At 43.0% G+C, this 26,095-nt stretch carries 18 protein-coding genes; 7 read left to right on the top strand and 11 right to left on the bottom strand.

Features of this window, described 5'->3' with window-relative positions; genetic code table 11:
* Positions 1-194: 194 nt before the first annotated feature.
* Together ABLA76_RS04730 and fabA are read left to right on the top strand one after the other, a co-directional pair.
* Positions 195-1,925, top strand: coding sequence for a Lon protease family protein (locus ABLA76_RS04730; protein ID WP_348987056.1), 1,731 nt, complete (start codon positions 195-197; stop codon positions 1,923-1,925).
* A gap of 85 nt (positions 1,926-2,010) precedes the next feature.
* Positions 2,011-2,529 (top strand): bifunctional 3-hydroxydecanoyl-ACP dehydratase/trans-2-decenoyl-ACP isomerase, encoded by a 519-nt coding sequence (gene fabA / locus ABLA76_RS04725; protein WP_047768084.1) that lies wholly within the window; start codon positions 2,011-2,013, stop codon positions 2,527-2,529.
* A 110-nt stretch (positions 2,530-2,639) separates the two neighbouring features.
* Here the strand turns inward: fabA and pqiC are convergent, their stop codons facing one another.
* From pqiC to rlmKL, 5 genes are read right to left on the bottom strand one after another with little or no spacing between them, the layout of a single operon-like run.
* Positions 2,640-3,245, bottom strand: a complete 606-nt coding sequence (gene pqiC / locus ABLA76_RS04720) for a membrane integrity-associated transporter subunit PqiC (RefSeq protein ID WP_348987055.1) — start codon at positions 3,243-3,245, stop codon at positions 2,640-2,642.
* Positions 3,245-4,909, bottom strand: coding sequence for an intermembrane transport protein PqiB (pqiB, locus tag ABLA76_RS04715; protein ID WP_348987054.1), 1,665 nt, complete (start codon positions 4,907-4,909; stop codon positions 3,245-3,247). Before pqiB ends, pqiC begins: the two co-directional genes overlap by 1 nt.
* Positions 4,896-6,164 carry a membrane integrity-associated transporter subunit PqiA gene (gene pqiA / locus ABLA76_RS04710; RefSeq protein ID WP_348987053.1) on the bottom strand — a complete coding sequence of 423 codons (1,269 nt, stop codon included), beginning with the start codon at positions 6,162-6,164 and terminating at the stop codon, positions 4,896-4,898. The genes pqiB and pqiA overlap by 14 nt, the downstream gene beginning before the upstream one ends.
* Positions 6,165-6,213: 49 nt before the next feature.
* A complete protein-coding gene (locus ABLA76_RS04705; protein WP_348987052.1) occupies positions 6,214-8,124 on the bottom strand; it encodes an ABC transporter ATP-binding protein in 1,911 nt (636 codons plus the stop codon).
* A gap of 4 nt (positions 8,125-8,128) precedes the next feature.
* The gene (gene rlmKL / locus ABLA76_RS04700; RefSeq protein ID WP_348987076.1) at positions 8,129-10,264 is read right to left on the bottom strand and encodes a bifunctional 23S rRNA (guanine(2069)-N(7))-methyltransferase RlmK/23S rRNA (guanine(2445)-N(2))-methyltransferase RlmL; all 2,136 of its coding nucleotides are present in this window, start codon (positions 10,262-10,264) and stop codon (positions 8,129-8,131) included.
* A gap of 138 nt (positions 10,265-10,402) precedes the next feature.
* Here rlmKL and ABLA76_RS04695 point away from each other — a divergent pair, with 138 nt between their 5' ends.
* Positions 10,403-11,515: a YcbX family protein gene (locus tag ABLA76_RS04695; protein ID WP_348987051.1), complete on the top strand. Its 1,113-nt coding sequence runs from the start codon at positions 10,403-10,405 to the stop codon at positions 11,513-11,515.
* Positions 11,516-11,842: 327 nt separating this feature from the next.
* Here the strand turns inward: ABLA76_RS04695 and ABLA76_RS04690 are convergent, their stop codons facing one another.
* The 3 genes from ABLA76_RS04690 to pepN all read right to left on the bottom strand — a co-directional run bounded on the left by ABLA76_RS04690 (position 11,843) and on the right by pepN (position 16,441).
* The gene (locus tag ABLA76_RS04690) at positions 11,843-12,394 is read right to left on the bottom strand and encodes a cell division protein ZapC (protein WP_348987050.1); all 552 of its coding nucleotides are present in this window, start codon (positions 12,392-12,394) and stop codon (positions 11,843-11,845) included.
* A gap of 159 nt (positions 12,395-12,553) precedes the next feature.
* Complete coding sequence (gene pyrD / locus ABLA76_RS04685; RefSeq protein ID WP_348987049.1) at positions 12,554-13,564, bottom strand: quinone-dependent dihydroorotate dehydrogenase; 1,011 nt, start codon at positions 13,562-13,564, stop codon at positions 12,554-12,556.
* Between the two features lie 258 nt (positions 13,565-13,822).
* Positions 13,823-16,441 (bottom strand): aminopeptidase N, encoded by a 2,619-nt coding sequence (gene pepN / locus ABLA76_RS04680; protein ID WP_348987048.1) that lies wholly within the window; start codon positions 16,439-16,441, stop codon positions 13,823-13,825.
* Positions 16,442-16,766: 325 nt separating this feature from the next.
* On the opposite strand from pepN, the gene pncB reads away from it, so the two are divergent.
* From pncB to ABLA76_RS04660, 4 genes are all read left to right on the top strand, one after another.
* Positions 16,767-17,981 (top strand): nicotinate phosphoribosyltransferase, encoded by a 1,215-nt coding sequence (pncB, locus tag ABLA76_RS04675; protein WP_348987047.1) that lies wholly within the window; start codon positions 16,767-16,769, stop codon positions 17,979-17,981.
* A gap of 221 nt (positions 17,982-18,202) precedes the next feature.
* Entirely contained in the window at positions 18,203-19,603 is a 1,401-nt protein-coding gene (asnS, locus tag ABLA76_RS04670; RefSeq protein WP_348987046.1) for an asparagine--tRNA ligase, read from the top strand.
* Between the two features lie 308 nt (positions 19,604-19,911).
* Positions 19,912-21,066 (top strand): porin, encoded by a 1,155-nt coding sequence (locus ABLA76_RS04665; RefSeq protein ID WP_348987045.1) that lies wholly within the window; start codon positions 19,912-19,914, stop codon positions 21,064-21,066.
* Between the two features lie 241 nt (positions 21,067-21,307).
* Entirely contained in the window at positions 21,308-22,498 is a 1,191-nt protein-coding gene (locus ABLA76_RS04660; RefSeq protein ID WP_348987044.1) for an amino acid aminotransferase, read from the top strand.
* 72 nt (positions 22,499-22,570) lie between these two features.
* On the opposite strand, the gene ABLA76_RS04655 is transcribed toward ABLA76_RS04660, so the two are convergent.
* From ABLA76_RS04655 to ldtD, 3 genes are all read right to left on the bottom strand, one after another.
* Positions 22,571-23,203 carry an MBL fold metallo-hydrolase gene (locus ABLA76_RS04655; protein ID WP_348987075.1) on the bottom strand — a complete coding sequence of 211 codons (633 nt, stop codon included), beginning with the start codon at positions 23,201-23,203 and terminating at the stop codon, positions 22,571-22,573.
* Positions 23,204-23,248: 45 nt separating this feature from the next.
* On the bottom strand, positions 23,249-23,797 hold the full coding sequence (locus ABLA76_RS04650; RefSeq protein ID WP_348987043.1) for a YcbK family protein: 549 nt from the start codon (positions 23,795-23,797) through the stop codon (positions 23,249-23,251).
* Between the two features lie 451 nt (positions 23,798-24,248).
* On the bottom strand, positions 24,249-25,952 hold the full coding sequence (gene ldtD, locus ABLA76_RS04645) for a L,D-transpeptidase (protein WP_348987074.1): 1,704 nt from the start codon (positions 25,950-25,952) through the stop codon (positions 24,249-24,251).
* Positions 25,953-26,095 lie beyond the last annotated feature (143 nt).

Genomic DNA, 26,095 nt, shown 5'->3' with positions numbered 1-26,095 from the left:
GACAGCGTAACTTAAATCAAGCATAGCAACTATTTCTTTAAATTGCCTATAACAACACAGAATATTGGCATATCTTACAAGCAATGAAAGCGCTGGCCCAAATGTCGTTTCTTTCAAAATTCTGGCATGTTGGTTCGTTGCCTAATCTTGTATAATAAATGATTCCCTTTTCACTATATGATGTAGCTATCACCTTGACGAATATAAAACTAGACTGGCAGGCATTACAGCCAAACAATGCGCCTTATCAGGCACTCTTTAATTCTGTCGCTGAATTGCCCCCCATTACAATGGATGTGGTTCAACCCAGGCTGCATAGTGGGTTATCCCTTTTTTGTCAGGCCTCCCTGCGTCAACCTTTTATGCTGCTGAAAGCAGAAGAAAGTGATGTTTATCTGTCTCTTCTATCCAATACTGTTTCCTCTCTGCTGCCGGAGAGCTGCCCTAATATCGGTGGTTATTACCAGATAGAGCACCAAACCATCACCTTGCACTCTTCAGGGGAAGGTATTTTTGCGCCAACTGAACGAGTTGCTTACCGTGAGTGGATTGAGCCAGAGCAATTATTTGGCAATGTCTATACGCACCAAGGAATACTTCAACTACAACCAGGCCTTATCCATCAAGTCAATGGTGGTATTTTAATTTTGCCTCTGCGCACCCTGCTTTCTCAACCATTGATGTGGGTGCGTCTCAAGCAGATGATTATTCAGCGCCGTTTTGACTGGTTGTCACACGATGAAAATCGTTCCCTGCCATTGCCGATACCGCCAATGGAATTGGATCTGCGTCTGATTTTAGTCGGTGACAGGCTCAGTCTCGAAGAATTACAGGCCATTGAACCTGAGCTGACAAGCAATGCATTGTATGGCGAATTTGAGCTGGATATGCCTTTTCATGCAGAAGATGATCTCACAATATGGTGCCAGTATGTTAATGGAATCATTCAGCAACAAAACTTGCCGCCATTAAGTGCTGATGCCTGGCCTGAATTGATCAAACTTGCTACCCGTTACACAGAAGATCAATTCCGGTTACCTCTGGATCTTCCATGGATACAGCAAAAATTGGTAGCCGCAGCTAATTATCAGCAGGAAAAGCAGATCACCAAACATTCCCTGCAACAAGCGGAAGATAATCGTACCTGGCGTCATGGTTATTTGGCTGAACGCAGCATAGATGAAATTCTGAAAGGCCAGATATTGATTCACACGCAAGGCTCAGTTATCGGCCAAATCAATGGGCTATCCGTACTCGAATATCCTGGCCATCCTGAACCAATGGGTGAACCTTCCCGTATCAGTTGTGTTGCACACTTAGGGGATGGGGAATTTATCGATGTAGAACGCAAGGTTGAATTAGGCGGCAATATTCATGCAAAAGGCATGATGATCATGCAGGCTTATTTAATTTCTGAATTGAAATTAGATCAACCACTACCATTCTCTGCTTCGATTGTATTTGAACAATCCTATAGTGAAGTGGATGGAGACAGTGCTTCACTCGCCGAATTGTGTGCCCTTATCAGCGCCTTGTCACAACAACCTATTGACCAGCAAATTGCCGTTACTGGTGCCGTAGATCAATTTGGTTATGTCCAACCTATCGGTGGCGTTAATGAAAAAATTGAGGGTTTCTTCCGTATATGTCACTACCGGGGGTTAACCGGTCGTCAGGGTGTCATTATTCCAACCACAAATGTTCAACATTTGTGCCTAAATCAAGATGTTATTGACGCGGTAAAAAATGAGCAATTTCATATTTGGCCAGTTGAGCATGTTTCTGAGGCTGTATCATTGTTAACGGGGATCCCTTATTATGATCCACAAAAAGAACACTTGTTAGCTATGATATGTGAACGCATTGCACAAGCTAATATTCAAGAACGACCCCGGCTTCCCTGGTTTCTCCGCTGGCTAGATTAACTCCATCACTATCTGATCGGAGTTGTTGAGCGTACAAGTGTACGCTACTCTCTAGCCCTACACGATTATAAGGCTATCTGTGAATATGTTTAAAAAACAAGAGTCCTACACGAAAGAAGAACTTCAAGCCTCTGGGCAGGGTAAATTGTTTGGTGAAAATGGGCCACCACTGCCTTCTGGCAATATGCTGATGATGGATCGCGTCACGAAAATGACAGAAACCGGCGGGATTTACAATAAGGGGTATATCGAGGCTGAACTCGATATTAACCCTGAGCTGTGGTTTTTCGATTGTCATTTTGTTAATGATCCTGTCATGCCCGGCTGCCTTGGCCTTGATGCCATGTGGCAGCTTGTCGGTTTCTTCCTGGGCTGGATCGGTGGAGAAGGTAAAGGCCGTGCACTCGGCGTTGGGGAAGTCAAATTTACGGGTCAGGTATTACCAACAGCCAAAAAAGTGACCTATCGCATTAATCTCAAGCGTGTCATTAATCGCAAATTAATTATGGGCCTGGCTGATGGTGAAGTTCTGGTCGATGGCAAACTGATTTATACTGCAACTGATTTGAAAGTAGGCTTGTTTAAGGATACTAGTGCCTTTTAATGAATGATAGCCTCTCTGAGCACCTCCGCGACTACGGAGGTGCTTCGTCTTTTTGATTAACCCACATACGATCTTCTTGTGCCTGGCACCATCCCCCTATGCATACTCGGTTAACGTTGCAAAGAGAGTTGCCGGGCAATGGATTTGCCTAACTGGTTGTAACCCTTAGCTAATGTAAGCACTAATTCAGCGTAGCCATCTTTTTCCTGCTTCAACTTAAGACTGAATGACCGCCTTATCACGCTGTATGGGTTAGACAATATCCAATAGCCTTCAATCAATACCTGACCATCATAGCGCCCGTGAAAAGCAGTTATCGTGATATCCAGCGCATCTGCGTCTTTTTCTAATTCCTGCTGAGAAACCAAACGATATGGAAATGCTGCGCTCAGTTCTGAAATCAATACTTGTTGTAACTGTTGCTGCAATGGGCTAGCCCATAAATGGTTCGATGCATTGATATAGCTCACCTCCCCTGTCTGATACACAATTCCTGGAGCGGCAAGGTAGTCAGAAAGGTTAACCCTTTTTATCCACAACTGCCGTTCATGTTTAGCCCCTAATTTGCCTTCCTGCGATACCAAGTTAGCCAGGTCCGGTAACTGATAATATGTTTTTTGTGGCTGGCTATCGCTGCATCCTGCAATCAGCCCACTTCCAACAATAAACATACTGGCGGAAATAAAAAATGCCAATTTTGAAATCAATTTTTTCATCAGTCAGGTGCCTTTTTGGGTTCAGGATCTTTTATCGCTTCAGCTTCAAATACCAATGCATTGCTCTTGTTATTGAGCGTCTTTAAAACAGGTTGTAATTCACGTAATACCTGCTCCAACTGTTGCATATTATCCATCAGCTGACTATAAGCGGGTGAGCCTGGCTGGATCCCCTGCATACTGCGGTTCAACTCATGTAATGTATTTTGTATATCTTTAGGTAATTCCTGTGCTTCCTTACTCGCAAGAACGCGATTTAATTTATCCATTGTTTTCTGCGCTGTTTTGATTGCTGTTTGACTTTCTTTAAGCGTCTGTGTTGCCTGAACAAGCACCGGTTCAATCGGCATACTGTTGATCTTATCCAGCACCGTAATGATTTTTTGTTGAATTTGCGCCAAGCCACTACTTACTGTGGGCAAAATCTTATAACCTGAGATTTCATATGGGCCTTTCCAGAGTTTCTCATTAGTGAAAAAGTCCAGATCAATAAACAACGCACCTGTGAGTAAATTGCCCGGTTTCAAAGTAGCTCTCAACCCTCTGGCAATAGTTTCCTTCAATTCTTTATCTGTGTTGAATCCATTACCTAACTCTTTCACAAATCGTCCAGGCTCTACATGAATCAATACAGGAATACGGAAGTCATTGTCGATGCGCTGCTTAATATCTTCACTATAAAAAGGCACTCTTGCTACTGTTCCTATTCGAATACCACGGAACTCGACAGGCGCTCCCGGCTGTAAGCCACGCACAGAATCAGAGAAAAACAGTAAAAAGTCTGTATGTTCTGCATACAGGGCGTTTTGGATACTTTTCTCGCTATCGTAGAGTTTAAAGACCTCTTTTTCCTTCACTGAATTACCCAGTTCCCAACCTTTTGGTACATCAAAACTCACACCACCGCCAAACAAAGTCGATAATGAAGTAACTTCAACCCGTATACCTTGTGATGACATATCAAATGTGACACCACTGTCTTTCCAGAATCTGACATTTGTAGTCAGTAAAGCGTCATAAGGTGATTTAACGAAAATTTGGTAACGAACCAATCGGGATGTTGGATCAAAAGTGCCTGTCTCAACTGAACCCACACGATATCCCCGAAATAGCACTGGATCTCCGAGCGTTAATCGTCCTGCTTTTTCACTGGTCAGGATCAGACGAATACCTTTTGCATCAGGGGAAGCAAGCGGGGGGGCATCAAGCAATGAAAAACGGCTTTCTTCTTCGCCTTGTGTGCCGGGCTGTAATTCGATAAAAACACCGGACAGTAATGTACTCAGACCAGAAACACCTTCACGGCCAATCTGAGGTTTCACAACCCAGAAAGCAGTATCTGTGCGTAACAAGCGACTCATTCCATCATTTAGACGGGCTTTAATAATAACTTGCCCCAAGTTTTCGCTCAAAGACACGTTTTCGACAACACCAACGTCAACACTGCGGCTTTTAATTTTAGTTTTACCTGCCTCAATACCTTCAGCATTAGACGTAATCAATGTGACTTCCGGTCCCTGATGACTGAAATGGTAAAACAGTATCCAAGCCCCAATCAGCACAGTGATAATTGGTACGATCCATACAGGTGACCAACTCTTAAGTTTACGAATTCTGGCCTGAGTCAGATCTTCTTCTTTATCCGTCACCTTATAACTCCTCATTCTTATATCGCTCAAATTTACGATTGGCTTTGTCCCAGGTTAAACGCGGATCGAACATGATTGATGCAAACATCGTCAAAATAACAACCAGGGCAAACAAGACTGCGCCCAGGGCAGGATAAATACTCATCAGTTGTCCCATGCGAACCAGCGCGGATAGGACGGCAATAACAAATACATCAATCATTGACCAACGCCCAACAAATTCCACCATTTCATAAATAAAATGCATCTTTTCGGAATCATGGCTCGTCTGACTTTTTGCATCCCAGCATAACCAACCAATAGCCAGCATTTTCAATAAAGGTATCATGATACTGGCAATAAAAATAACCATTGCAACAGGATATGAGCCAGAGCCCCAAAGCAAAATAATGCCTTCCAGAATGGTGGAATTAATTTGCTGTCCCAGTGCCTGGGTCACCATGATAGGTAAAATATTCGCTGGAATATAAAGTATGGCTGATGTTATCAGGAGTGCCATTGTGCACTGAAGGCTATTGCGGCGGCGCGCCCCCCCTTTGGTATGGCATCGCGGGCACCGGGATTGTTGGGCGGGCAAGATGGCGGTACAACTTTGGCAAAGCCTGACACCTTGCACCAGGCCAGGTTTTCCTGCCTGCAAGGTATGGCAAACTTTAGATGCCGGAGCAATTTCATTCCAAAACCAATGCCTGTCAAGGCACTGAAATGCCCTGACCTGAAACAGACAAAACAAGCAGTAAGGGAAAAAGCTCAGACCGATACTGATTTCACCATGTGCCATAAGTTTAACAAAGCTGACTAACACGCCCGCTAGGAAGATTTCTGCCATGCACCATGTTTTCATCTTAAACAGAATGCGCGCCAACTCTATTTTCAAGCGGCGCGCCATTTTAGCGTTCTGACATAAGAGGATGATGGCAACCATACAAAATGTCGGCACAAGCTGAACGAAGACCAAAAAAAGCGCAGCCATGCTGGAATAGTCTTCGTTGAACATCACTTGGGGGATCTGAGTCAACTTTATTTCACTCACAATCCCCGCCACACTCATGCTAACAAAAGGAAACAGGCAAGCGAGAAAAAGCATGATTAATGCGCTTAATGCATAGCCTGTTGGTTGATTGCGCGGCTCTCGCCACTTTGCTGTCAGTAACGCATGACACCGTGGACAAACCGCCTTTTTCCCTTGTTCCAAATCAGGCACAGCCACCAGCATGTCACACTGGGGACAAAGAACCAGCTTATCGTGCTGGTGGTTATTGGAACACAAAGTGTTTCTCCTTTAGCAAAAACCCCAAGTTTCTTTTATGCGGCAGCTATTATCCATTTTTCATCATTTCCAACTCCTGCCAGCGATCAAACGCTTTTTCCAATTCTTGTTCTTTATTTGCCAGTTCATTCAGAACATTTTGCGTAATTTCATGGGGTTGATTGAAGAACTCCGGGTCACTGACCTGAGATTGTAATTTATTTATCTCTTCTTCTAATTTCTCTAATAATAATGGTAGTTGTTCTAATTCACGCAGTAAATGGTAACTTAGCTTATTGTTTGTTCGTTTAGGTGATTGTTTCGGCTTAACTGCCTTGTTTTCAGCACTAACTATTTTCTCCGAAGCCTGGCGCAGGGAAACTGTTTGTGCCTGTTGCTGCTGGGCATCGTAATATCCCCCCGTATAATTGTTGATTTCACCGTTGCCTTCAAAAATCCAGCATTCAGTGACTGAATTATCAACAAATTGGCGGTCATGGCTGACCAAAATCACGGTTCCGGTATAGCTATCAACTAATTCTTCAAGTAACTCCAATGTTTCAACATCAAGGTCATTGGTCGGCTCATCAAGAATAAGCAAGTTGCTTGGTTTCAAGAATAGACGAGCCAGCAATAAGCGATTGCGCTCACCACCAGACAACGCGCGTACAGGGGTCATCGCGCGTTTGGGATGGAACAGGAAATCCTGCAAATAACCCAATACATGGCGGGAACGTCCATTGACCATGACTTCCTGCTTACCTTCAGCGAGGTTATCCATAACGGTCTTATCCGGCTCCAGTGCGGCACGATGCTGATCAAAATAAGCCACTTCAAGTTTGGTCCCACAATGAATACGCCCGCTATCTGCTGATAAATCGCCTAACATTAATTTCAATAATGTCGTTTTACCGCAGCCGTTTGGTCCCACTAACGCAATTTTGTCGCCACGTTGGACTTTAGCCGAAAAATTTTTGACTAATGTTTTACTACCAATCTGGTAATTCACATTTTCCATTTCAAACACAATCTTACCGGAACGTGTCGCTTCTTCGACCTGCATTCTCGCCGTTCCCATAACATTGCGGCGTTCAGCATGTTCCACACGTAATGCTTTCAATGCCCTTACCCGGCCTTCATTACGGGTACGCCGTGCTTTAATACCCTGGCGGATCCAAACTTCTTCCTGCGCCAGTTTTTTGTCAAATTCGGCATTCTGCAACTCTTCAACCCGCAGCGCCTCTTCTTTTCCATCAAGATATTTATCGTAATTTCCCGGCCATGAGGTCAGCTTTCCGCGATCCAGATCAACAATACGTGTCGCCATGTTGCGAATGAATGAGCGGTCATGGGAAATGAAGACAAGGCTGCCATTGAAGTCTTTCAGGAAATTCTCCAGCCATTCAATAGTATCAATATCAAGATGGTTGGTTGGTTCATCAAGAAACAGCACTTTTGGGGAGCAAACCAGCGCCCTGCCCAATGCCGCCTTACGCAACCAACCACCAGACAATGAAGCGAGTTTCGCTTCTGCTGGCAAGGAGAGTTGTTTTAATACGTCACTAATCCGGCTATCCAATGTCCATAGGCCATGGATATCTAGCACTTCCTGCAACTCAGCCAGATGGTTGAGATTTTTCTCGCTAGGATCGGTTTCTACCAAACGCGAAACATGATGGTACGCTTTAATGTATTCAGCCTGCTCTTTTACCCCTTCCGCAACAAAATCAAATACCGTACCTTCTATGTCACGGGGAGGATCTTGCTGTAAGCGCGCAACAATCAGATCTTGTTCATAAATCACCAGACCATCATCCAATGGTTGTTCTTTTGCCAACACACGCAACAATGTGGATTTTCCCGCACCATTGCGCCCAACCAAACAGACTCTTTCGTTTTCTTCGATATGCAGTTCAGCATTATCCAACAGCGGCGCATCACTGAATGATAACCAAGCACCGGATAAATTAATCAATGACATAATGTTATTTGCCCTCGCCAACGTGATGCAGCAACCAGCAGTTATGGATCTGATTATTACGGGTAAAATCCTGAGATAAAGTCTTTTCTGTTATTTCGTTTGCAACCAGACCTAGCTTATTTAATTCAGCAAAATCCATTTTAAAACCCCGTTTATTATTGGAGAACATTAAGGTTCCACCCGGACGTAACAGACATTTTAATTGTTTCATTAATTCGATGTGATCACGCTGAACGTCAAACGTGTTTTCCATTCGCTTGGAGTTAGAGAATGTTGGCGGATCAATAAAGATAACATCAAATTGTTCACGAGTCTGAGCTAACCATCCTAAGCAATCAGCTTGAATCAAGCGGTGCTGATGCCCGGTTAAGCCATTAGCCTGTAAGTTTTTCTCTGCCCATTCAAGATAAGTGCGAGACATATCGACCGTAGTTGTCGAACGCGCCCCCCCCAATCCTGCATGAACTGTTGCCGAACCGGTATAGGCAAATAAGTTAAGGAAATCCTTGCCTCGGCTCATCTCACCCAATTTTTTGCGCGCGATACGGTGATCAAGGAATAATCCCGTATCTAAATAATCAGTCAGGTTAACCCAGAATTTCGCACCATATTCGTTGACCAAAAAGAATTCTTGCTTCTCAGCCATTTTTTCATACTGGTTTTTGCCTTTCTGACGTTGGCGCGTTTTCAGGATCAGTTGGTTGGATGATAAGCCGAGCACATTCATTGTTGCACTGATCACATCAAACAGGCGTTGACGGGCTTTATTGACATCCACAGATTTCGGGGGCGCATATTCTTGCACAACGATTTTATCGGCATAGCGATCAACAGCAACATTGTATTCAGGTAAATCCGCATCATATAAACGATAACAATCAATACCTTGCTGCTTGGCCCATTTGCTGATTTTTTTCTCATTTTTACGCAGACGGTTAGCATAATCTTCCGCGATACCGATATCCAGTGACTGAGGTTTATCCGTTAGCTGTTCACTTTTCTGGATGAAATAATTCTTCTGGATACAATCCAGAGGGCCATTTTTAGCCTTAAATTCACGCTCTGCGCGTAATTGCAAACAACCCAACAATTCAGGCGAAGCACTAAACAATGATAAACGCCAGCCAGGGAAACGGGCTTTCATCACGCGACCCAATACACTGTGCAGCGCGATCAGTGCAGGTTCACTTTCAAGACGTTCTCCATAAGGCGGGTTGCTTAATACCGTGCCCTCTGATCCTTCCGGCAGGGGGTTTTCCAGTTTACTGGCATCTCCCTGCTGGAACTGGATCAATTGGGACACCCCGGCCCTACGTGCATTTGAACGTGCCATATCCATGACACGACGATCAATATCTATGCCAAAAAAGCGGGAAGTCGTTTCCTGTAGCCCCTTACGGAAACGGACCTGTGCTTCTGTAGTCACTTCACGCCAGATTGTTTCATTGAATTGCAACCATGATATGAATCCCCAATGCTTACGATACAAGCCGGGGGCGCAATCTGCTGCCATCATGGCCGCTTCTATCAGCAACGTTCCTGAGCCACACATTGGGTCAACCATTGGCGTTCCTGCATTCCAACCAGAACGTAAAATAATCGCGGCAGCAAGGTTCTCTTTCAGTGGTGCTTGTCCAGCCAGATCACGGTAGCCACGGATATGCAGGCTATCTCCACTCAAATCGAGCGACACGGTGGCTTTCTCTTTATTCAGGAAAACCTGGATACGGACATCAGGTTGTTGTTTAGCAACATCAGGACGTTGTTTTATTTTGCGCATAAAACTGTCGACAATCGCGTCTTTTACTTTCAATGCGCCATATTGTGTATTTCTGATCTCCTCGTTCGTGCCGTTGAAATGAACAGAAAACGTACTATCAACTGAGAAAATCTCGCTCCAGTCAATGGACTGGACACCAAGATACAGATCCAAATCACTATAAACTTTAAATTCGTTAAGTGGCATCATGATACGGGATGCCAGTCTGCTCCACAGCAAACTTTTATACATCATCCGATCATCACCCTGAAAATGAACCCCACCCTGGGCAATCCTACAGGATTGCGCTCCCAGGATTTCCAGTTCGTTCTTTAACAGTTCTTCCAGTCCACGTGCCGTGCTGGCAAAGAGAGAGTTCATCTTATTAATCACCACAAAAGTTCACCACCAAAAAAATTGTGGCACATTATAGCCAATACCTTCGACATGTCCTAAAGTTGCTGACACAATAAAGATAAAAATACTTTGGCAAAGATAAAAATATTTGGGAGATAATAGATGTTAACTCTGTCGCGCCTCTATACCTACCCCGTCAAATCCATGCGTGGATTACAACTCTCTCATTCTCTCGTCAATGAAAGTGGCCTGATGTTTGATCGCAACTTTATGATCACCACCACAGAGGGGACTTTTATTACTGCCCGCCAACATCCACAGATGCTGCTATTTACTCCAGCTATGCTCCATAACGGTCTGTACTTGCAGGCACCAAACGGAGAAAGCGCCACTGTACTTTACGATGATTTTAAAGAGGAGCGCCTCCCCACTGAAGTTTGGGGAAATCATTTTACCGCGTTAGTCGCTCCTGAGAGGGTGAATAGTTGGCTCAGTGGCTTCTTTAATAAACCTGTACAATTACGCTGGCTCAGTGAGGAACTAACACGACGGGTCAAGAAATTCCCCGATATTTCTTTATCATTCGCAGATGGTTTTCCCTATTTAATTATTAATGAAGCCTCTTTTCATGCCTTACAGCAACGCTGTCCTGCCAGTATTAAATTGGAGCAATTCCGTGCCAATATCATTGTCACAGGTGCAACCCCTTTTGAAGAAGATAGCTGGCAAACCATCCAAATCGGCGATATTGTTTTCGATCTGCCAAAACCGTGCAGCCGCTGTATTTTGACAACAGTCAGCCCGGAAAAAGGCCGTAAAAATCCGCAGAGTGAGCCACTGGCGACACTACAGTCTTTCAGAACAGCCAAAGAAAATGGTGCGGTTGATTTTGGGCAGAATGCCATTGCCCGTAATAGCGGCATTATCCGAGTTGGGGATCGTGTCACCATTTTGGAAAAGAGAACGCCACGCGAATATGGTAGTGGTGAACACGCAGCCGATTTGTTTGTAAAGGAAGAAGCTCAACAGTCCGTTGCTATTGAATTCAATGGACAACGTTTTATTGGCAATAATCAGCAAATTATTTTAGAACAACTCGAAGATCAAGGTATTCAAATTCCCTATTCATGTCGTGCCGGAATTTGTGGCTCCTGTAAGGTATCCCTGATTGAAGGGGATGTATTGCCACTAAAATCAACTTCCATTAAGGATAATGGAAAAATTCTGGCATGTAGCTGTATACCTCAAAATGATTTAGTTATTGAATTAAATTAAACATTGATAATATATACTCGATAAACTTCAAGTTGCAATCCGCAAGACGACACGAGGCCTTATATTTCTCCGCTACGCGGGGAAATATAACACGCATCTTGAAGTTGGATTGGTATATAATGATAGCATTTGCATTTAAATCAGGCAGTATAGTAAGCTGGCTGTCCGATTTTTATTACTGAGCTTTTAAGCAGGAAATATATTATGGAAAAAACATTCCATTGACTGACGCTATAAATATAGGTGAATGATAAAGGACAATCAATAATGCTGATAGAAGTAATTTATTTAAGTTAATAATATTATGAACATAGCAGCCTAATGACACTAAATTGCCCTATCATATATCGATGACTGAGTTGGCTCGACATAGGGCATAATGCGATCATTCATGACCTTAATGGGATCACAGAAATTCATGACACGACCGGGCATCTCTAACTTTTGTTGGGCCAGTAGACACAAGCTGGCATTGTCACCTACTTCTGCGACCATGAACAGCGCCTCAGTACCGCTATCCTGTAATTTAAGCTGAATAATTTCACCGTGTTCTGGTTGCTCTGCCAAAGAAAAATGGGAAAAATACCAGCTCTTAGGCATTTGTGGTTTCATAAAACGTAACGCAACCACCCCGTTCAACGCTAATTCAGCTCTAAACGCAGGAGCCATATTGATACGACGTAAATGCTCTTCAAAAGTGTAAAAAAACGCGGCATCATCGACTGAGAATGACATTTCTTTCATTGCAACAGCATAATCAGTCAACATTTTGGCCGGGAAACAAGAACGAAAAACCATGCCATTAGCGAGATCAAGCATGACACGACTATGCTCAGGATCAAAATACCAGCGCCACTGATCATCAGGTCTAATTTTCATTGATTACCCTTTTATGCTTAAAATAGCTTTTTTGGTTAAAAATAAACATTGCCAGCGAAATAAGAATTTTAAAAAAAATGATAAATTTTAATTTATAAGATAAAATATAGACGAGTTGAGGGCAGAAATAAACCCCCACCCCCCAATTGCAACAAATATTCAGATATGATTAACAATATCTTTGATGAGTTTTGGCCCTTTATAGATAAAACCGGAATATATCTGAATTAATGAAGCACCTGCTTCCATTTTTTCTCTGGCAGCAACAAGTGAATCAATTCCACCGACACCAATAATCGGTATTTCACCTTTTAATTCTTGAGCAAGACGACGGATAATCTCTGTGCTACGCAACTGCACAGGGCGTCCACTCAATCCCCCTGCTTGCTGGCAATGATTTAATCCCGCGATAATATTCCTATCTAATGTGGTATTTGTTGCAATCACTCCATCAATATGATGGCGTATTAAACTATCAGCAATTTTTATTAATTCTTCTTCTGTAAGATCGGGAGAGATTTTAACAGCAACCGGAACATACTTTTGGAACTTTTGTTGTAGTTCAGTTTGCTTATTTTTAATCGCAGAGAGGAGATCATCCAGTGCATCACCGTACTGTAATGTCCTCAAGCCAGGCGTATTAGGAGAAGAAATATTGATAGTGATATAACCTGCATGTGGATAAACTTTATCCATGCAAATTAAATAATCATCTTTTCCATTTTCGACCGGCGTATCTTTATTTTTACCGATATTGATCCCGATAATTCCGTCATATTTTGCGCGTTTAACATTCTCAACCAGATTATCTACCCCAAGGTTATTAAACCCCATCCGGTTGATGATCCCTTCCGCTTCAACCACCCGGAATAATCTTGGCTTATCATTTCCAGCTTGCGGGCGCGGTGTTACTGTACCAACTTCAACAAACCCAAAACCCATTGCTCCAAACGCATCAATGCAATCACCGTTTTTATCAAGACCCGCGGCTAAACCCAGTGGATTTTTGAAGGACAATCCCATACAAGTAACGGGCTTAGTGGCAACTGACTGGCGGATAAGAAATTCGAAAGGAGTACCGGCAACACGTTTGAGTTGGCGGAAAGTCAGCTCATGTGCCTGTTCAGGATCAAGCTGGAACAATGCCTTCCGTACTAGAGAGTAATACATTTAAATTAACCTATTGTTCTTTATGATTGTTTTTACGTGAGAATTGTCAGTGGTGCATTTTGAATTATACGCAATCTCATACATATATAATTGCTGCGTTGTTGTAGCAGGAAGAGAGCGTTAATTTACCATTATATGAGTCAACAAAAAAGCCCTCTCTATAATAAGCGGGCAGGCAAAAACAAACCCCGCTTAAAACAACAACGGGGTTTGTTAGCAATCTCATTTCCGGCAATGATCGAAAGAATATGTTACATATTAACTTTCAAGCGCCTTGGTAATCTTTTCGAACAGATCACCAGATAAGTTTTCTATGTCTTTCAACTGCTCCAATGCCGCACGCATCAAAGCCTGACGTTTCTCATCGTAACGTTTCAGACGAATCAATGGATCAATCAAATGTGATGCGACTTGCGGATTTAGGTTATTCAGTTCGGTTAGCATTTCCACCAAGAATTGATAACCACGGCCATCGTCAGCATGGAAGGCGACGGCATTTTTGCTAAAGAATATTCTCAGCAGTGAATAAACACGGTTTGGATTGCTCAAACTGAAAGAACGATGTTTCATCAAGTCACGCACTTTCTCAAGTACATCGAAGGCTGGATTGGTGGCTTGCAGCCTGAACCATTTATCCATGACCAAACCATTCTGATGCCAACGCTGATCAAATTCATCCATTAATTGATAACTGCAAGGCAATTCAGCCGATACAGCCGCAGATAAGGCAGCGATACTGTCAGTCATGTTATCAGCGTGATAATATTGCGCCGCCACTAATTTATCGGCCAACTCTTTGGTATCAATAAAGGCCAGATAATAGAGGCTGGTATTACGCAAGTCACGTTTCGCAATATCCTTATGCTCTACACGGTATGCGCCTGTCTGGAGACTGTGATAAACCGCAGAAAACTCATCCGCCATTTCATTAGCCAGTGCCTTTGTCATGGCACGAATGACATCATGGATAGCTTTCGGATCTACTACCGTAAATAGTTCTGCCACTTCATTTTCAGATGGCAGGGTCAAGATCAATGCGGCCAGAGCCGGATCGATCTCTTTATCCAACAATACAGCACGGAAAGCATCAATGACATGCATTGGCAATTCCAGTGGCAGAGATTTTTGGTGGCGGACAACATTCAGCTTCACATAGTTGGTTAGCAATGCCTGCGCTGCATCCCAACGGGAAAACTCATTACGCGCATGTTTCATTAAAAATGAAAGCTGCTCATCACTGTATGGATAATCCAATTTCACCGGTGCTGAAAACTCACGCAATAAAGAAGGAACAGGCCGTGATGCAACTTCATCAAAGACAAATGATTGTTCTGCATTAATAACATTTAGAACATGATGCACAGGCTGACCATTACGACGCAGCGGGATCACTCTTCCTTGTTCATCATAAAGTTCAATATCCAGAGGAATGTGCAGCGGTTGTTTCTCTTTCTGATCTGCCGTTGGTGATGTCATTTGACTGACATGCAAAATATATTGTTGCTTTTCTGCATCGTATTCATCACGGACAGTCAGCACCGGTGTCCCGGATTGGCTATACCAACGACGGAAGAGAGTCAAATCGACGTTTGAAGCGTCTTCCATCGCCTGGACAAAATCATCACAGGTGGCAGCGCTACCATCATGACGATGGATATAAAGCTGCATACCCGCCTGAAATTGTTCTTCACCCAATAAAGTGTGGATCATCCGAATCACTTCTGCGCCTTTTTCATAGACGGTCAACGTATAGAAATTATTCATTTCCATCACCTGATCAGGACGGATAGGGTGAGCCATAGGGCCGGCATCTTCGGCAAATTGTGCAGAACGCATAACACGCACATTCTTAATACGGTTAACCGAACGTGAACCCAGATCAGAGCTGAATTCCTGATCACGGAATACTGTCAGCCCCTCTTTCAGGCTTAACTGGAACCAGTCACGACAGGTAATGCGGTTTCCAGTCCAGTTATGGAAATATTCATGCCCGATCACCGCTTCAATGGCGAGATAGTCTTCATCAGTCGCCGTTTCCGTTTTTGCCAGAACATATTTGGAATTGAAGATGTTCAATCCCTTGTTCTCCATCGCCCCCATATTAAAGAAATCAACAGCGACGATCATATAGATATCAAGGTCATACTCCAGACCAAAGCGGGTTTCATCCCATTTCATCGAATTTTTCAACGATGTCATGGCCCAGTCAGCGCGATCCAGGTTACCTCGATCAACAAACAGCTCCAGTGCAACCTCACGGCCACTGCGGGTCACAAACGTGTCACGCAGGACATCAAAATCCCCTGCAACCAATGTGAACAAGTAAGCAGGTTTTGGGAATGGGTCCTGCCATTTTACCCAATGGCGCCCGTCTGCCAGCTCCCCTTGTTCAATACGGTTACCATTGGAAAGCAGGAATGGATATTTGGATTTATCCGCAGTAACGCGAGTAGTAAAACACGCCAGAACATCTGGACGATCCAAATAATACGTGATGTGCCGGAATCCTTCGGACTCACACTGGGTACACAAAGCATCGCCAGATACATACAACCCTTCAAGGGCGGTATTTGCGGCCGGATTAATTTCATTCACAATTTTCAGAATAAACCGGGCTGGAAGTTGTTCAATCCGCAGCTTTCCATCCTGTTCCTGATAATGCTCCCACGCTTTATCATCGATATAGATGCCTTTTAACGTGAGATTTTCTCCATCCAAAACCAGTGGGGTAATGCCATTGACCTGACGTTTTACCTGACTGATTGCCGTCACCGTTGCTTTTTCAGCATCCAGTTCAAAATCGAGATCAATGTGAGTAATTGTGTAATCTGGTGTTTTATAATCCAGACGGTGTTTAACGAGTCGCTGTTGTGTCATAGGGAACCTTTTCCATTATTTTTAACAAGCATAAACGCTGCCATAGAGAAACTTTCCTTTCAATCAATAAGTCTCTTTTTTAGATGTTAATAACTTATTAAATAAAGGTATAAACAATGTGTCAGCATATTAGTACTTTCGTGCTAATTGTCATCTCATATCTCATTTAACATGATATTATCTCTAAATGGATTAACCTTAATCTTTAGATTCGGGAAAATATATGCAGTTATATGGCTTTAATAACCCAATAATCACGGTATACTCTCCCGACTTTATCGATTTAGCTGACACGAATATGCTCCGCGAGGATGCCTGACGCGCCATGACTTTAGACGCTACCCCGATTATCAAATCACTGCTTGATACAGATGCCTATAAGTTTCACATGCAGCAAGCAGTGTACCACCATTACAACAATATTCCTGTTGTTGCAGAATTTCGTTGCCGTGGTGATGAACGGCTCGGAGAATACGCCGAGCCATTACGTCATCAAATTGACATGATGGCAGACTTAACATTGACAGAATACGAAGTCGATTATCTTTCTCGCCTTCCGTTCTTCAAAGAGGATTACCTGAACTGGTGCAAAACATTCCGCTTTAATCCTGAACAAGTCGAAGTTTCTGTTACCCATGAAGGGCAATTAGCCATCCGCATTTCCGGTTTATGGCACGAAGTTATCTTGTGGGAAGTGCCTCTGCTTGCCCTGATCAGCGAATTGGTTCATCGTCATCACTCACCTGAAATAACGCCGGAAGATGCCGTTATTCAGCTGAGAAAACTGGTAGAGCTGTTTTATAAAGACGCTGCGGAAAAAAATATCGACCTATCCGGTTTTAAATTAATGGATTTTGGTACTCGCCGTCGTTTTTCACACGCAGTGCAGTATGCCATTATCAATGAGCTGAAAAATAGTTTTCCTTATTTGATTGGAACCAGTAATTATCAACTGGCAGAACAGCTTGATCTTCCGCCTCTCGGTACACAGGCCCATGAATGGTTTCAGGCCCACCAACAAATTAGCCCGGAACTTGCCAATAGCCAGAGAGCAGCACTCCAAACCTGGCTGAATGAGTATCCAAACCAGTTAGGCATCGCCCTGACTGACTGTATTACCATGGATGCTTTTCTGCGAGATTTTGACAAACCATTAGCAACAGCCTACCAAGGCCTGCGTCATGACTCAGGTGATCCCATTGAATGGGGTGAAAAAGCCATAGCACATTACCAATCATTGGGTATCGATCCAAAGACGAAAACCCTGGTGTTCTCTGACAGTTTGGATCTGCAAAAAGCACTGGCGCTGTATCACCATTTCCATAAGAGAGTTAATGTTGTTTTCGGCATTGGCACACGACTGACTTGTAATATTCCGGGCATAAAGCCACTGAATATTGTTATCAAATTGGTTGAATGCAATGGTAAACCCGTGGCAAAACTGTCGGATAGCCCCGGAAAAACCATCTGTGAAGATGATGAGTTTGTCAACAGGTTACGTCGGGCGTTCGACATTCCCTATATAGAGAAAATGGTATAGAAAAACGGCATAACCTGTCTGATTATCTTTTGCGTAACCGGCTTCATGCGGGTTACGCAAATAAAAAAACAACTTTTCCCTCTGTTTCCCCATTAAGACCCGCAATTTCCTCTTGTTTCCTGAGAGATGACAAGTAAGATAGGCGATCTGCTCCCTGATTAAGGGAGTATTTGGTAAATCTATCTAGTTATTAATCCACTATATACAAAAGAGAGAAATTTATGAGCGTAGCGCCTGTAGTCGATGTACTGCAAGGCCGGGTTCCGGTTGACAACGAAGTCACCGTTCGCGGTTGGATACGTACAAGGAGAGATTCTAAAGCTGGTATCTCGTTCCTCGCCGTCTATGACGGTTCCTGCTTTAATCCATTACAGGCCGTCGTTAATAATAATTTACCTAATTATCAGGATGAAATATTACATTTAACCACGGGCTGTTCTGTCGAAATCACCGGTACGGTGGTGGAATCGCAAGGTAAAGGTCAGGATTTTGAATTGCAGGCCACTAAAGTCGTTGTTGTTGGCATGGTTGATGATCCTGATACTTACCCAATGGCGGCTAAACGCCACAGTATTGAATACCTGCGCGAAGTGGCTCATCTTCGCCCACGCACCAATTTGATCGGTGCCGTTGCCCGTGTTCGCCATACGCTGGCTCAGGCCCTGCATCGTTTCTTCCATGAAAAAGGCTTCTTCTGGGTATCTTCCCCGCTGATCACCGCATCAGATACAGAAGGCGCTGGCGAAATGTTCCGCGTTTCCACGTTGGATTTGCAAAACTTGCCCCGCACAGATAAAGGCGAAGTGGATTTCAGCCAGGATTTCTTCGGCCGTGAAGCTTTCCTTACTGTATCCGGTCAGTTAAACGGCGAAGCTTATGCTTGTGCATTGAGCAAAATCTATACCTTCGGACCCACTTTTCGCGCAGAAAATTCCAATACCAGCCGTCACTTGGCAGAATTCTGGATGGTTGAACCCGAAGTGGCTTTTGCCGATCTGAATGATATTGCCAGGCTCTCTGAAGACATGCTGAAATATGTTTTCAGGGCCGCATTAGAAGAACGTGCTGATGATCTGGCCTTCTTTGCAGAACGAGTTGACAGCGAAGTTATCACCCGTCTGGAAAAATTTGTTGATTCAGATTTCGTTCAGTTGGACTACACCGATGCGATAGAAATTCTGGAAAATTGTGGTCAGGAATTTGAAAACCCGGTTTTCTGGGGTGTGGATTTGTCATCAGAGCATGAGCGTTATCTGGCAGAAAAACATTTCAACGCGCCAGTGATCATGAAAAACTATCCAAAAGACATTAAAGCCTTCTATATGCGCATGAATGACGATGGTAAAACTGTTGCAGCAATGGATGTATTAGCGCCAGGCATCGGTGAAATCATCGGTGGTTCCCAGCGTGAAGAGCGTCTGGATAGGCTGGATCAACGTATGGAAGAAATGGGACTAAATAAAGAAGACTACTGGTGGTATCGCGATCTGCGCCGTTACGGCACCGTTCCTCATGCCGGTTTCGGTTTGGGCTTCGAACGGCTGGTCGCTTATGTTACTGGCGTCTCCAACGTTCGTGATGTTATCCCATTCCCACGGACACCAAGAAACGCAAGTTTCTAATGAATAAGCTCAATAAATAAGCTAAAAATCAATCCCATGAAAAGCCAGCGAAAGTTGGCTTTTTTTATTTTATAGCGAAAAGCACACTAAAAAAGTTCCCTGATATTTACATTTTGAAACATCTATTTTCAATTTGTTACTGATTCTGTGCTTTTGTAGCATTTTGAGGGTAGATAAAATTCATTACCAATGGAACACTGGTCGCCGACTAATAAGACACTCGATACCCACAAATAGTTCCAAAATTTTTTAGTGTTCTATTTCTGGCAGTGGCAGGTGTCTAGATAACACCAATGAGGGTAATAATAATGAAACGCAATATTCTTGCAGTGGTAATTCCAGCTCTGCTGGCTGCTGGTACAGCAAACGCAGCTGAAATTTTTAATAAAGACGGCAACAAACTGGATTTTTACGGTAAAGTAGACGTTCGTCACCAGATCGCTGATGAAAGAAGCCGCGAAGATGGCGACGATTCTTATGTTCGTATCGGTATCAAAGGCGAAACTCAGATTACTGACCAACTGACTGGTTTTGGTCGCTGGGAATACAACATGAACGCTAGCGGCAAAGAAGCTGACAGTAATCAAGCAACTAAAACTCGTCTGGCTTTCGCGGGTTTGAAATTCGCTAACTACGGCTCACTGGATTATGGCCGTAACTACGGCGTGAACTATGATATCAACGCATGGACTGACGTACTGCCAATCTTTGGTGGTGACTCCATGTCTCACACTGATAACTACATGACTGGCCGTGCTACTGGTCTGTTGACTTACCGTAACACTGATTTCTTCGGTCTGGTTGACGGCCTGAACTTTGCCCTGCAATACCAAGGTCAAAACAGCAAGCGCACCAAGAATGATCGCAGTGGGACTGATAAAGACGATAATAACAACGGTACTGCAAACGGCGATGGCTATGGTTTGGCGACTACCTATAACGTAGGTTACGGTATCACTGTTGGTGCTTCTTACGCTAATTCTACTCGTGCAAACGGTGACTGGGTTAAAACTGCTGCCCACGGTGAACGTGCTGAAGCATGGAACATCGGTGCTAAATACGATGCTAACAATGTCTACCTGGCAGCAATGTACGGCGAAACCCGTAACATGACTTCAGGTAAAGGTGGTCATGAACACAACCGTGGCTTAGTGGATCGCTTTAGCGGTATCGCTAACAAAACTCAAAACATTGAACTGACTGCACAATATCTGTTCTCTGACTTAGGCCTGAAACCATCTCTGGCTTACGTTCAATCCAAAGGTAAGGATCTGGAACGTAACGACGGTAACAAAGGTTACAACGCTGATCTGGTTAAATACGTTTCTGTAGGTACTTACTACTACTTTAACAAAAACCTGTCTACCTACGTTGATTACAAAATCAACCTGTTAGACAAAAACGAAAAAGGCGATACAAACGCTCGTAACGTATTCGGTGTTGGTCTGACTTATCAGTTCTAATTACTGTTGATAAACTATTTAGCGAAAAGCTAATAAGTCTATCTCAGAAAAAGCAGCGCTCCGGCGCTGCTTTTTGCATTTTACCTCTCTGTTTTTTCAGGCTCTTTTTTTCACTCCGTAAACTACTTCACAAGATTTTATTCTTTTCGCTACAAGTGGTTGGCAAATAGGTTCCTTAAGGTTACCCTGAGCAACGTATCACTTATTTTGGGCTTAACTCTCGAGTCTTGGAATCAAAAAAATGTTTGAAAAAATCACAGTAGCGCCTGCCGACCCTATTCTTGGTTTAGCCGATAGCTTTAAAGCAGATCCCCGTGAAAACAAAATCAATTTAGGTATCGGCGTCTACAAAGACGAAACCGGTAAAACCCCTGTTTTGACTACCGTTAAAAAAGCAGAGAAGTTCCTGCTGGAAAACGAAACTACCAAAAATTATCTGGCAATTAGTGGGTTACCTGAATTTGGTCACGTCACTCAGGAACTGCTTTTCGGTAAAACCAGCCCTATCGTCACTGATAAACGCGCCCGTACGGTACAAAGCCCAGGCGGAACCGGCGCACTGCGTATTGCCGCTGATTTTATTGCTAAGCAGACTAATGCAAAACGTGTCTGGATCAGTAACCCAACCTGGCCAAACCACAAAGGCGTTTTCTCCAGCGCTGGTCTGGAGACCCGCGAATACAACTATTACGATGCAGAAAATCATGCTTTGGATTTCGATGGCATGCTGGTAAGCCTGTCGGAAGCACAAGCCGGCGATGTCGTTTTACTGCATGGTTGCTGCCATAACCCAACGGGTATCGATCCAACCGCTGAACAGTGGCAGAAACTGGCAGACTTATCTGCGGCAAATGGCTGGCTGCCCGTATTCGACTTTGCTTACCAGGGCTTTGCCAAAGGATTGGATGAAGACGCAGAAGGCCTGCGTATCTTTACCAGAAACCACAATGAACTGATCGTTGCCAGCTCTTATTCCAAAAACTTTGGTCTGTACAATGAACGTGTCGGAGCTTGCACCATTGTTGCAGCAGACAGCGATACCGCCGAAAAAGCATTCAGCCAGGCAAAATCCATTGTACGTACCAACTACTCTAACCCGCCAGCGCACGGTGCTTCCGTTGTGACAACCATTCTGTCCAATGATGATCTGAAAGCCGAATGGATTCAGGAATTGGCAACAATGCGTGAACGCATTAAACGCATGCGCCAACTGTTTGTAAACACCTTACAAGAAAAAGGTGCAAAGCAAGACTTTAGCTTTATTAGCGCTCAAAATGGTATGTTCTCATTCAGCGGATTGACTAAAGAACAAGTTGAGCGTCTGCGTGAAGAATATGGTATTTACGCGGTTAGCTCTGGCCGTATCAACGTAGCGGGTCTGACGCTGGAGAATATGGTTCCTCTGTGTGAAGCTATCGTTGCAGTACTCTGAGTTTCTCAAAAGCCGCTGACAAAGCGGCTTTATCTTCTTCACACTATCTTACGGCAAGAAAAACGTTTGTGATTAATCCTGTAAGAATGGATTGGTTTTCCGCTCATGTCCTAAAGTTGACATCGGACCGTGACCAGGTATGAATTGATACTCGTCCCCCAATGGTAATACTTTTTTCTTAATAGATTGAATCAATTCATCATAGCTTCCACCCGGAAAATCAGTGCGGCCAATACTCCCCTTAAACAATACATCTCCCATTGAGATGATATTATCGGTATGGTTAGCAAGGATAATATGCCCCGGTGTATGCCCCGGACAGTGCAAAACGGATAACTCAATACTGCCAATTTTTAGTGTATCTCCTTCATCTAGCCAGCGATCGGGCGTAAAAGAGGGGCATGGTTCAACACCAAACATTTGGCATTGAATTTCCAGGCCTTCTATCCAAAAAGCATCTCCCTTATGTGGCCCATAAACAGGCACGCCAAAATGCTGCGCGACTTCAACCGTAGCACCGACATGATCATAGTGACCATGGGTCAGCAAAATTTGGGTAAGTTTCAGCCCACGGCGCTCTATCTCGGCAATAAGCTGTTCGGCATTACCACCAGGATCAACAATCGCTGCTTCCTGAGTTTCTTCACACCAAATCAATGTACAATTTTGCATCGCCCTTGTGACGGGGATAATGTGGTATTTCATCATACTGTTTCACTCCACAATCAAGACTCATTGTTGGTAATAAGATTACCACGTCCTGACCGGGCCTGTATCAAGATGAATAAAATTACTCTTTGGATAAAACCCTACTCCCCCTGCCCGCATTTTCAGTGCCGCCTTACGAATATGTGTGAGATGAATACCATCAATATGGAAATCCATGGCTTGTCCACGGGTATGATAACTATGTTTTGCCACGCCACCACTGGCGTGACGCAACATATTATTTGTTTCCAAGGATCGATAACCAGAAACTAATTGAACAGGTTTATTTATTCCCATCAGCATTTGCAATAAATAAATTTGATCAAATAATTTCGGGTCAATGGTTTTAACCTTATTTTGTCGAAAATCGCGGAATAAATAGTTCAGGCGAGCCAATTCTGATTTATTATACCGATGACCATCAAAGAATTCGGCTTTGAGTGTTTCTCCGGTATGCAGGTTATCAAAACGTAAAATTCGAGGACGTGGTGTTGTTAATGCAGCCGAAACCGATTGAGGTAATAAACTTAATCCCAATGCGGCCACACTTATACCGAGCCACTTTCGGCGATCGTGGTCAATGTTATTCATGGATAATATGCCCTGCTATTCTTTAATGTATTAATACTGTCTAAATGCATTTATAACTCAACTTAATTGTCTAGTAAGACATCAGAAAGTAAAAAATAGTTTCAATCATTTTGTATTTTACTGTAAATTTACCGCCTTATTATTGTGATCTACCTAACATAATTGAAATAATATTAGAATTGTAATCAATAAAAAACCACTCATTAGAAACAAACCACAATAGAAAACACTTTTAAAATAATGAATAATATACCAATCACACTTCAAGATGCGTGTTATATTTCTCCGTGTAGCGGGGAAATATAAGGCCTCGCGTCATCTTGCGGATTGCAACTTGCAGTTTATCGAGTATAAAAGATAACAGAGAAGAAAACATTTTTTTCTTCTCTGTTTACAATATAGACATCCACACCAATTTTATTTCTTTAAGTCTTATTGGTAACGGAAGAAATTATAAATCATTCCTGGCTACCAAGATCTTGTAAAGTGATGCTGAATGCTGCCTTGCATTCATATCATAATCATAGATATCATCTCGGTATTGAGGTTTCCCTCCCTCATCAACCCACGCTGTTTGATAATAGAGAAACACAGAAATTCTTTTAGGAATATTAACATATTTTGTTGACCATGTTTTCAATGAACTATTAACTTTAGTTTTATCCCAACCCGCACCTCCCAGCAACATATTAGCCAATTCAGGTGCTTTATTAACACGCACGCAACCAGAACTAACCGCTCGCATTTCTCGGCTGAAAGACGCCTGATTAGGTGTATCATGCAAATAAATGGCTTCTGAATTTGGCATATTAAATTTAAAACGCCCCAATGAATTAGTTGGGCCTGGTGCTTGCCTAATACGATAAGGGAAATTACTCGGTGTTATTACGCCCCAGTTAATAGAAGAAGGATCGATAACTTTAGCGTCATTGCTCCAACTGGAAAATACCGTATAACCACGCGTACGAAAATAACTTGAATCACGCATCGCCCTTGGTGCAATATCTTTTCGGGTCATGCTGATGGGTACATTCCACGGAGGATTGATCACCACATTATTTAATTCACTACTCATGATAGGTGTTTTTCGGCTGGGACGCCCGACAACGACTTTAGAATTCAATACTTCTTTGCCATCCAGATAATAGAATAGTGAGTAATCAGGGATATTAACTAAAATACCTGTAGGAATATCTCCGGGAATAATTCGTAATCGTTGGATATTTAAGGCCATAATACGAGCGCGAATTTGTGGGGTCGTATTTAACCATGCTTTAGTGGATTTACCGATAACCCCATCGGCGGATAACCCATGTAAGGCTTGAAAATGTTTTATAGCCGCTGTTAATTCTTTATCATAAACCCTACTATCGGATTTGGCAGCAGATAAATCCAATATCCCTGAACGAGCCAATATTTTCCTTAATGCAATAACACTTTCACTACTTTGTCCTGGCCTTAATGTTCTTTTAAATGAAAACTCAGTCCATGGCCGTTGATCAGCCAATTGGGACCGCATCTCCTTACGCATATTTTCATACATGGGATGATCCGGAGATAAACGCATAATATAAGAAAAAATACTATTGCTATTGATATGCTGTTGCCATGTATTAATTAAAGAGGACGGAGGTAATTCAAGCTTATAAGGGGATTTGCTATATAACCATAAATTCCCTTTTTTATCAACATTATTAATAAAATGGAGATAACCTAACAACGCATCAGATAAGATAACATCACGCCCCATTTCACTTAATTCAGGAGAATGAAGTTGTATCAGCCATTTTTCGAATTGAGGTTGAAAACCAGCTAGCGACATTTCAACTAATTGCTCTTCAAATTGCTTAATAGCTTTATTATCTGACCACAATGGTTGCATTTTATTGTTAGCATATAAACTTGTCAAACGATCAAAAAATATCGGTTTTACTTGTTGTGGTAACCAAGTTTGTAACTGTTTTCTATTTTCATCAATAGAATTCACCGGAGAACTAGGAGTTATCTTATCAATCAGAATAACAGAGCCTTCTTTTTTGGGTTGCACACCATTTGATAACAGTCCATCTTGTTGATTTGCAATAGTTCCTTCTGATACCGCCAATGTGCTACAGATAAAAGAAACTTTCAGTAACCTGACCGTGTTCTTCACCATAATAGCTCTCCTCACCTTATTAGATATGCAGCTATCCAATGATTTATTATAATTATCCGCAGACCTATTTTATCAGAAAGAATACTGCTAATTATATACATAATTTCCACTTAAGATAGAGTGCTTACCTAATCAAAGTTGAT

Source organism: Xenorhabdus sp. SGI240 (genome assembly GCF_040081915.1).
GTDB classification, from domain to species: domain Bacteria; phylum Pseudomonadota; class Gammaproteobacteria; order Enterobacterales; family Enterobacteriaceae; genus Xenorhabdus; species Xenorhabdus bakwenae.
This window is presented reverse-complemented; position numbering and strand designations above follow the sequence as displayed.

Bases quoted from the DNA above. Each gene is read 5' to 3' on its own strand.
- fabA (WP_047768084.1), top strand. From the start codon at position 2,011: ATGTTTAAAAAACAAGAGTCCTACACGAAAGAAGAACTTCAAGCCTCT.
- pqiC (WP_348987055.1), bottom strand. From the start codon at position 3,245: ATGAAAAAATTGATTTCAAAATTGGCATTTTTTATTTCCGCCAGTATG.
- pqiB (WP_348987054.1), bottom strand. From the start codon at position 4,909: ATGAGGAGTTATAAGGTGACGGATAAAGAAGAAGATCTGACTCAGGCC.
- ABLA76_RS04705 (WP_348987052.1), bottom strand. From the start codon at position 8,124: ATGTCATTGATTAATTTATCCGGTGCTTGGTTATCATTCAGTGATGCG.
- rlmKL (WP_348987076.1), bottom strand. From the start codon at position 10,264: ATGAACTCTCTCTTTGCCAGCACGGCACGTGGACTGGAAGAACTGTTA.
- ABLA76_RS04695 (WP_348987051.1), top strand. From the start codon at position 10,403: ATGTTAACTCTGTCGCGCCTCTATACCTACCCCGTCAAATCCATGCGT.
- ABLA76_RS04690 (WP_348987050.1), bottom strand. From the start codon at position 12,394: ATGAAAATTAGACCTGATGATCAGTGGCGCTGGTATTTTGATCCTGAG.
- pyrD (WP_348987049.1), bottom strand. From the start codon at position 13,564: ATGTATTACTCTCTAGTACGGAAGGCATTGTTCCAGCTTGATCCTGAA.
- pepN (WP_348987048.1), bottom strand. From the start codon at position 16,441: ATGACACAACAGCGACTCGTTAAACACCGTCTGGATTATAAAACACCA.
- pncB (WP_348987047.1), top strand. From the start codon at position 16,767: ATGACTTTAGACGCTACCCCGATTATCAAATCACTGCTTGATACAGAT.
- asnS (WP_348987046.1), top strand. From the start codon at position 18,203: ATGAGCGTAGCGCCTGTAGTCGATGTACTGCAAGGCCGGGTTCCGGTT.
- ABLA76_RS04665 (WP_348987045.1), top strand. From the start codon at position 19,912: ATGAAACGCAATATTCTTGCAGTGGTAATTCCAGCTCTGCTGGCTGCT.
- ABLA76_RS04660 (WP_348987044.1), top strand. From the start codon at position 21,308: ATGTTTGAAAAAATCACAGTAGCGCCTGCCGACCCTATTCTTGGTTTA.
- ABLA76_RS04655 (WP_348987075.1), bottom strand. From the start codon at position 23,203: ATGAAATACCACATTATCCCCGTCACAAGGGCGATGCAAAATTGTACA.
- ABLA76_RS04650 (WP_348987043.1), bottom strand. From the start codon at position 23,797: ATGAATAACATTGACCACGATCGCCGAAAGTGGCTCGGTATAAGTGTG.
- ldtD (WP_348987074.1), bottom strand. From the start codon at position 25,952: ATGGTGAAGAACACGGTCAGGTTACTGAAAGTTTCTTTTATCTGTAGC.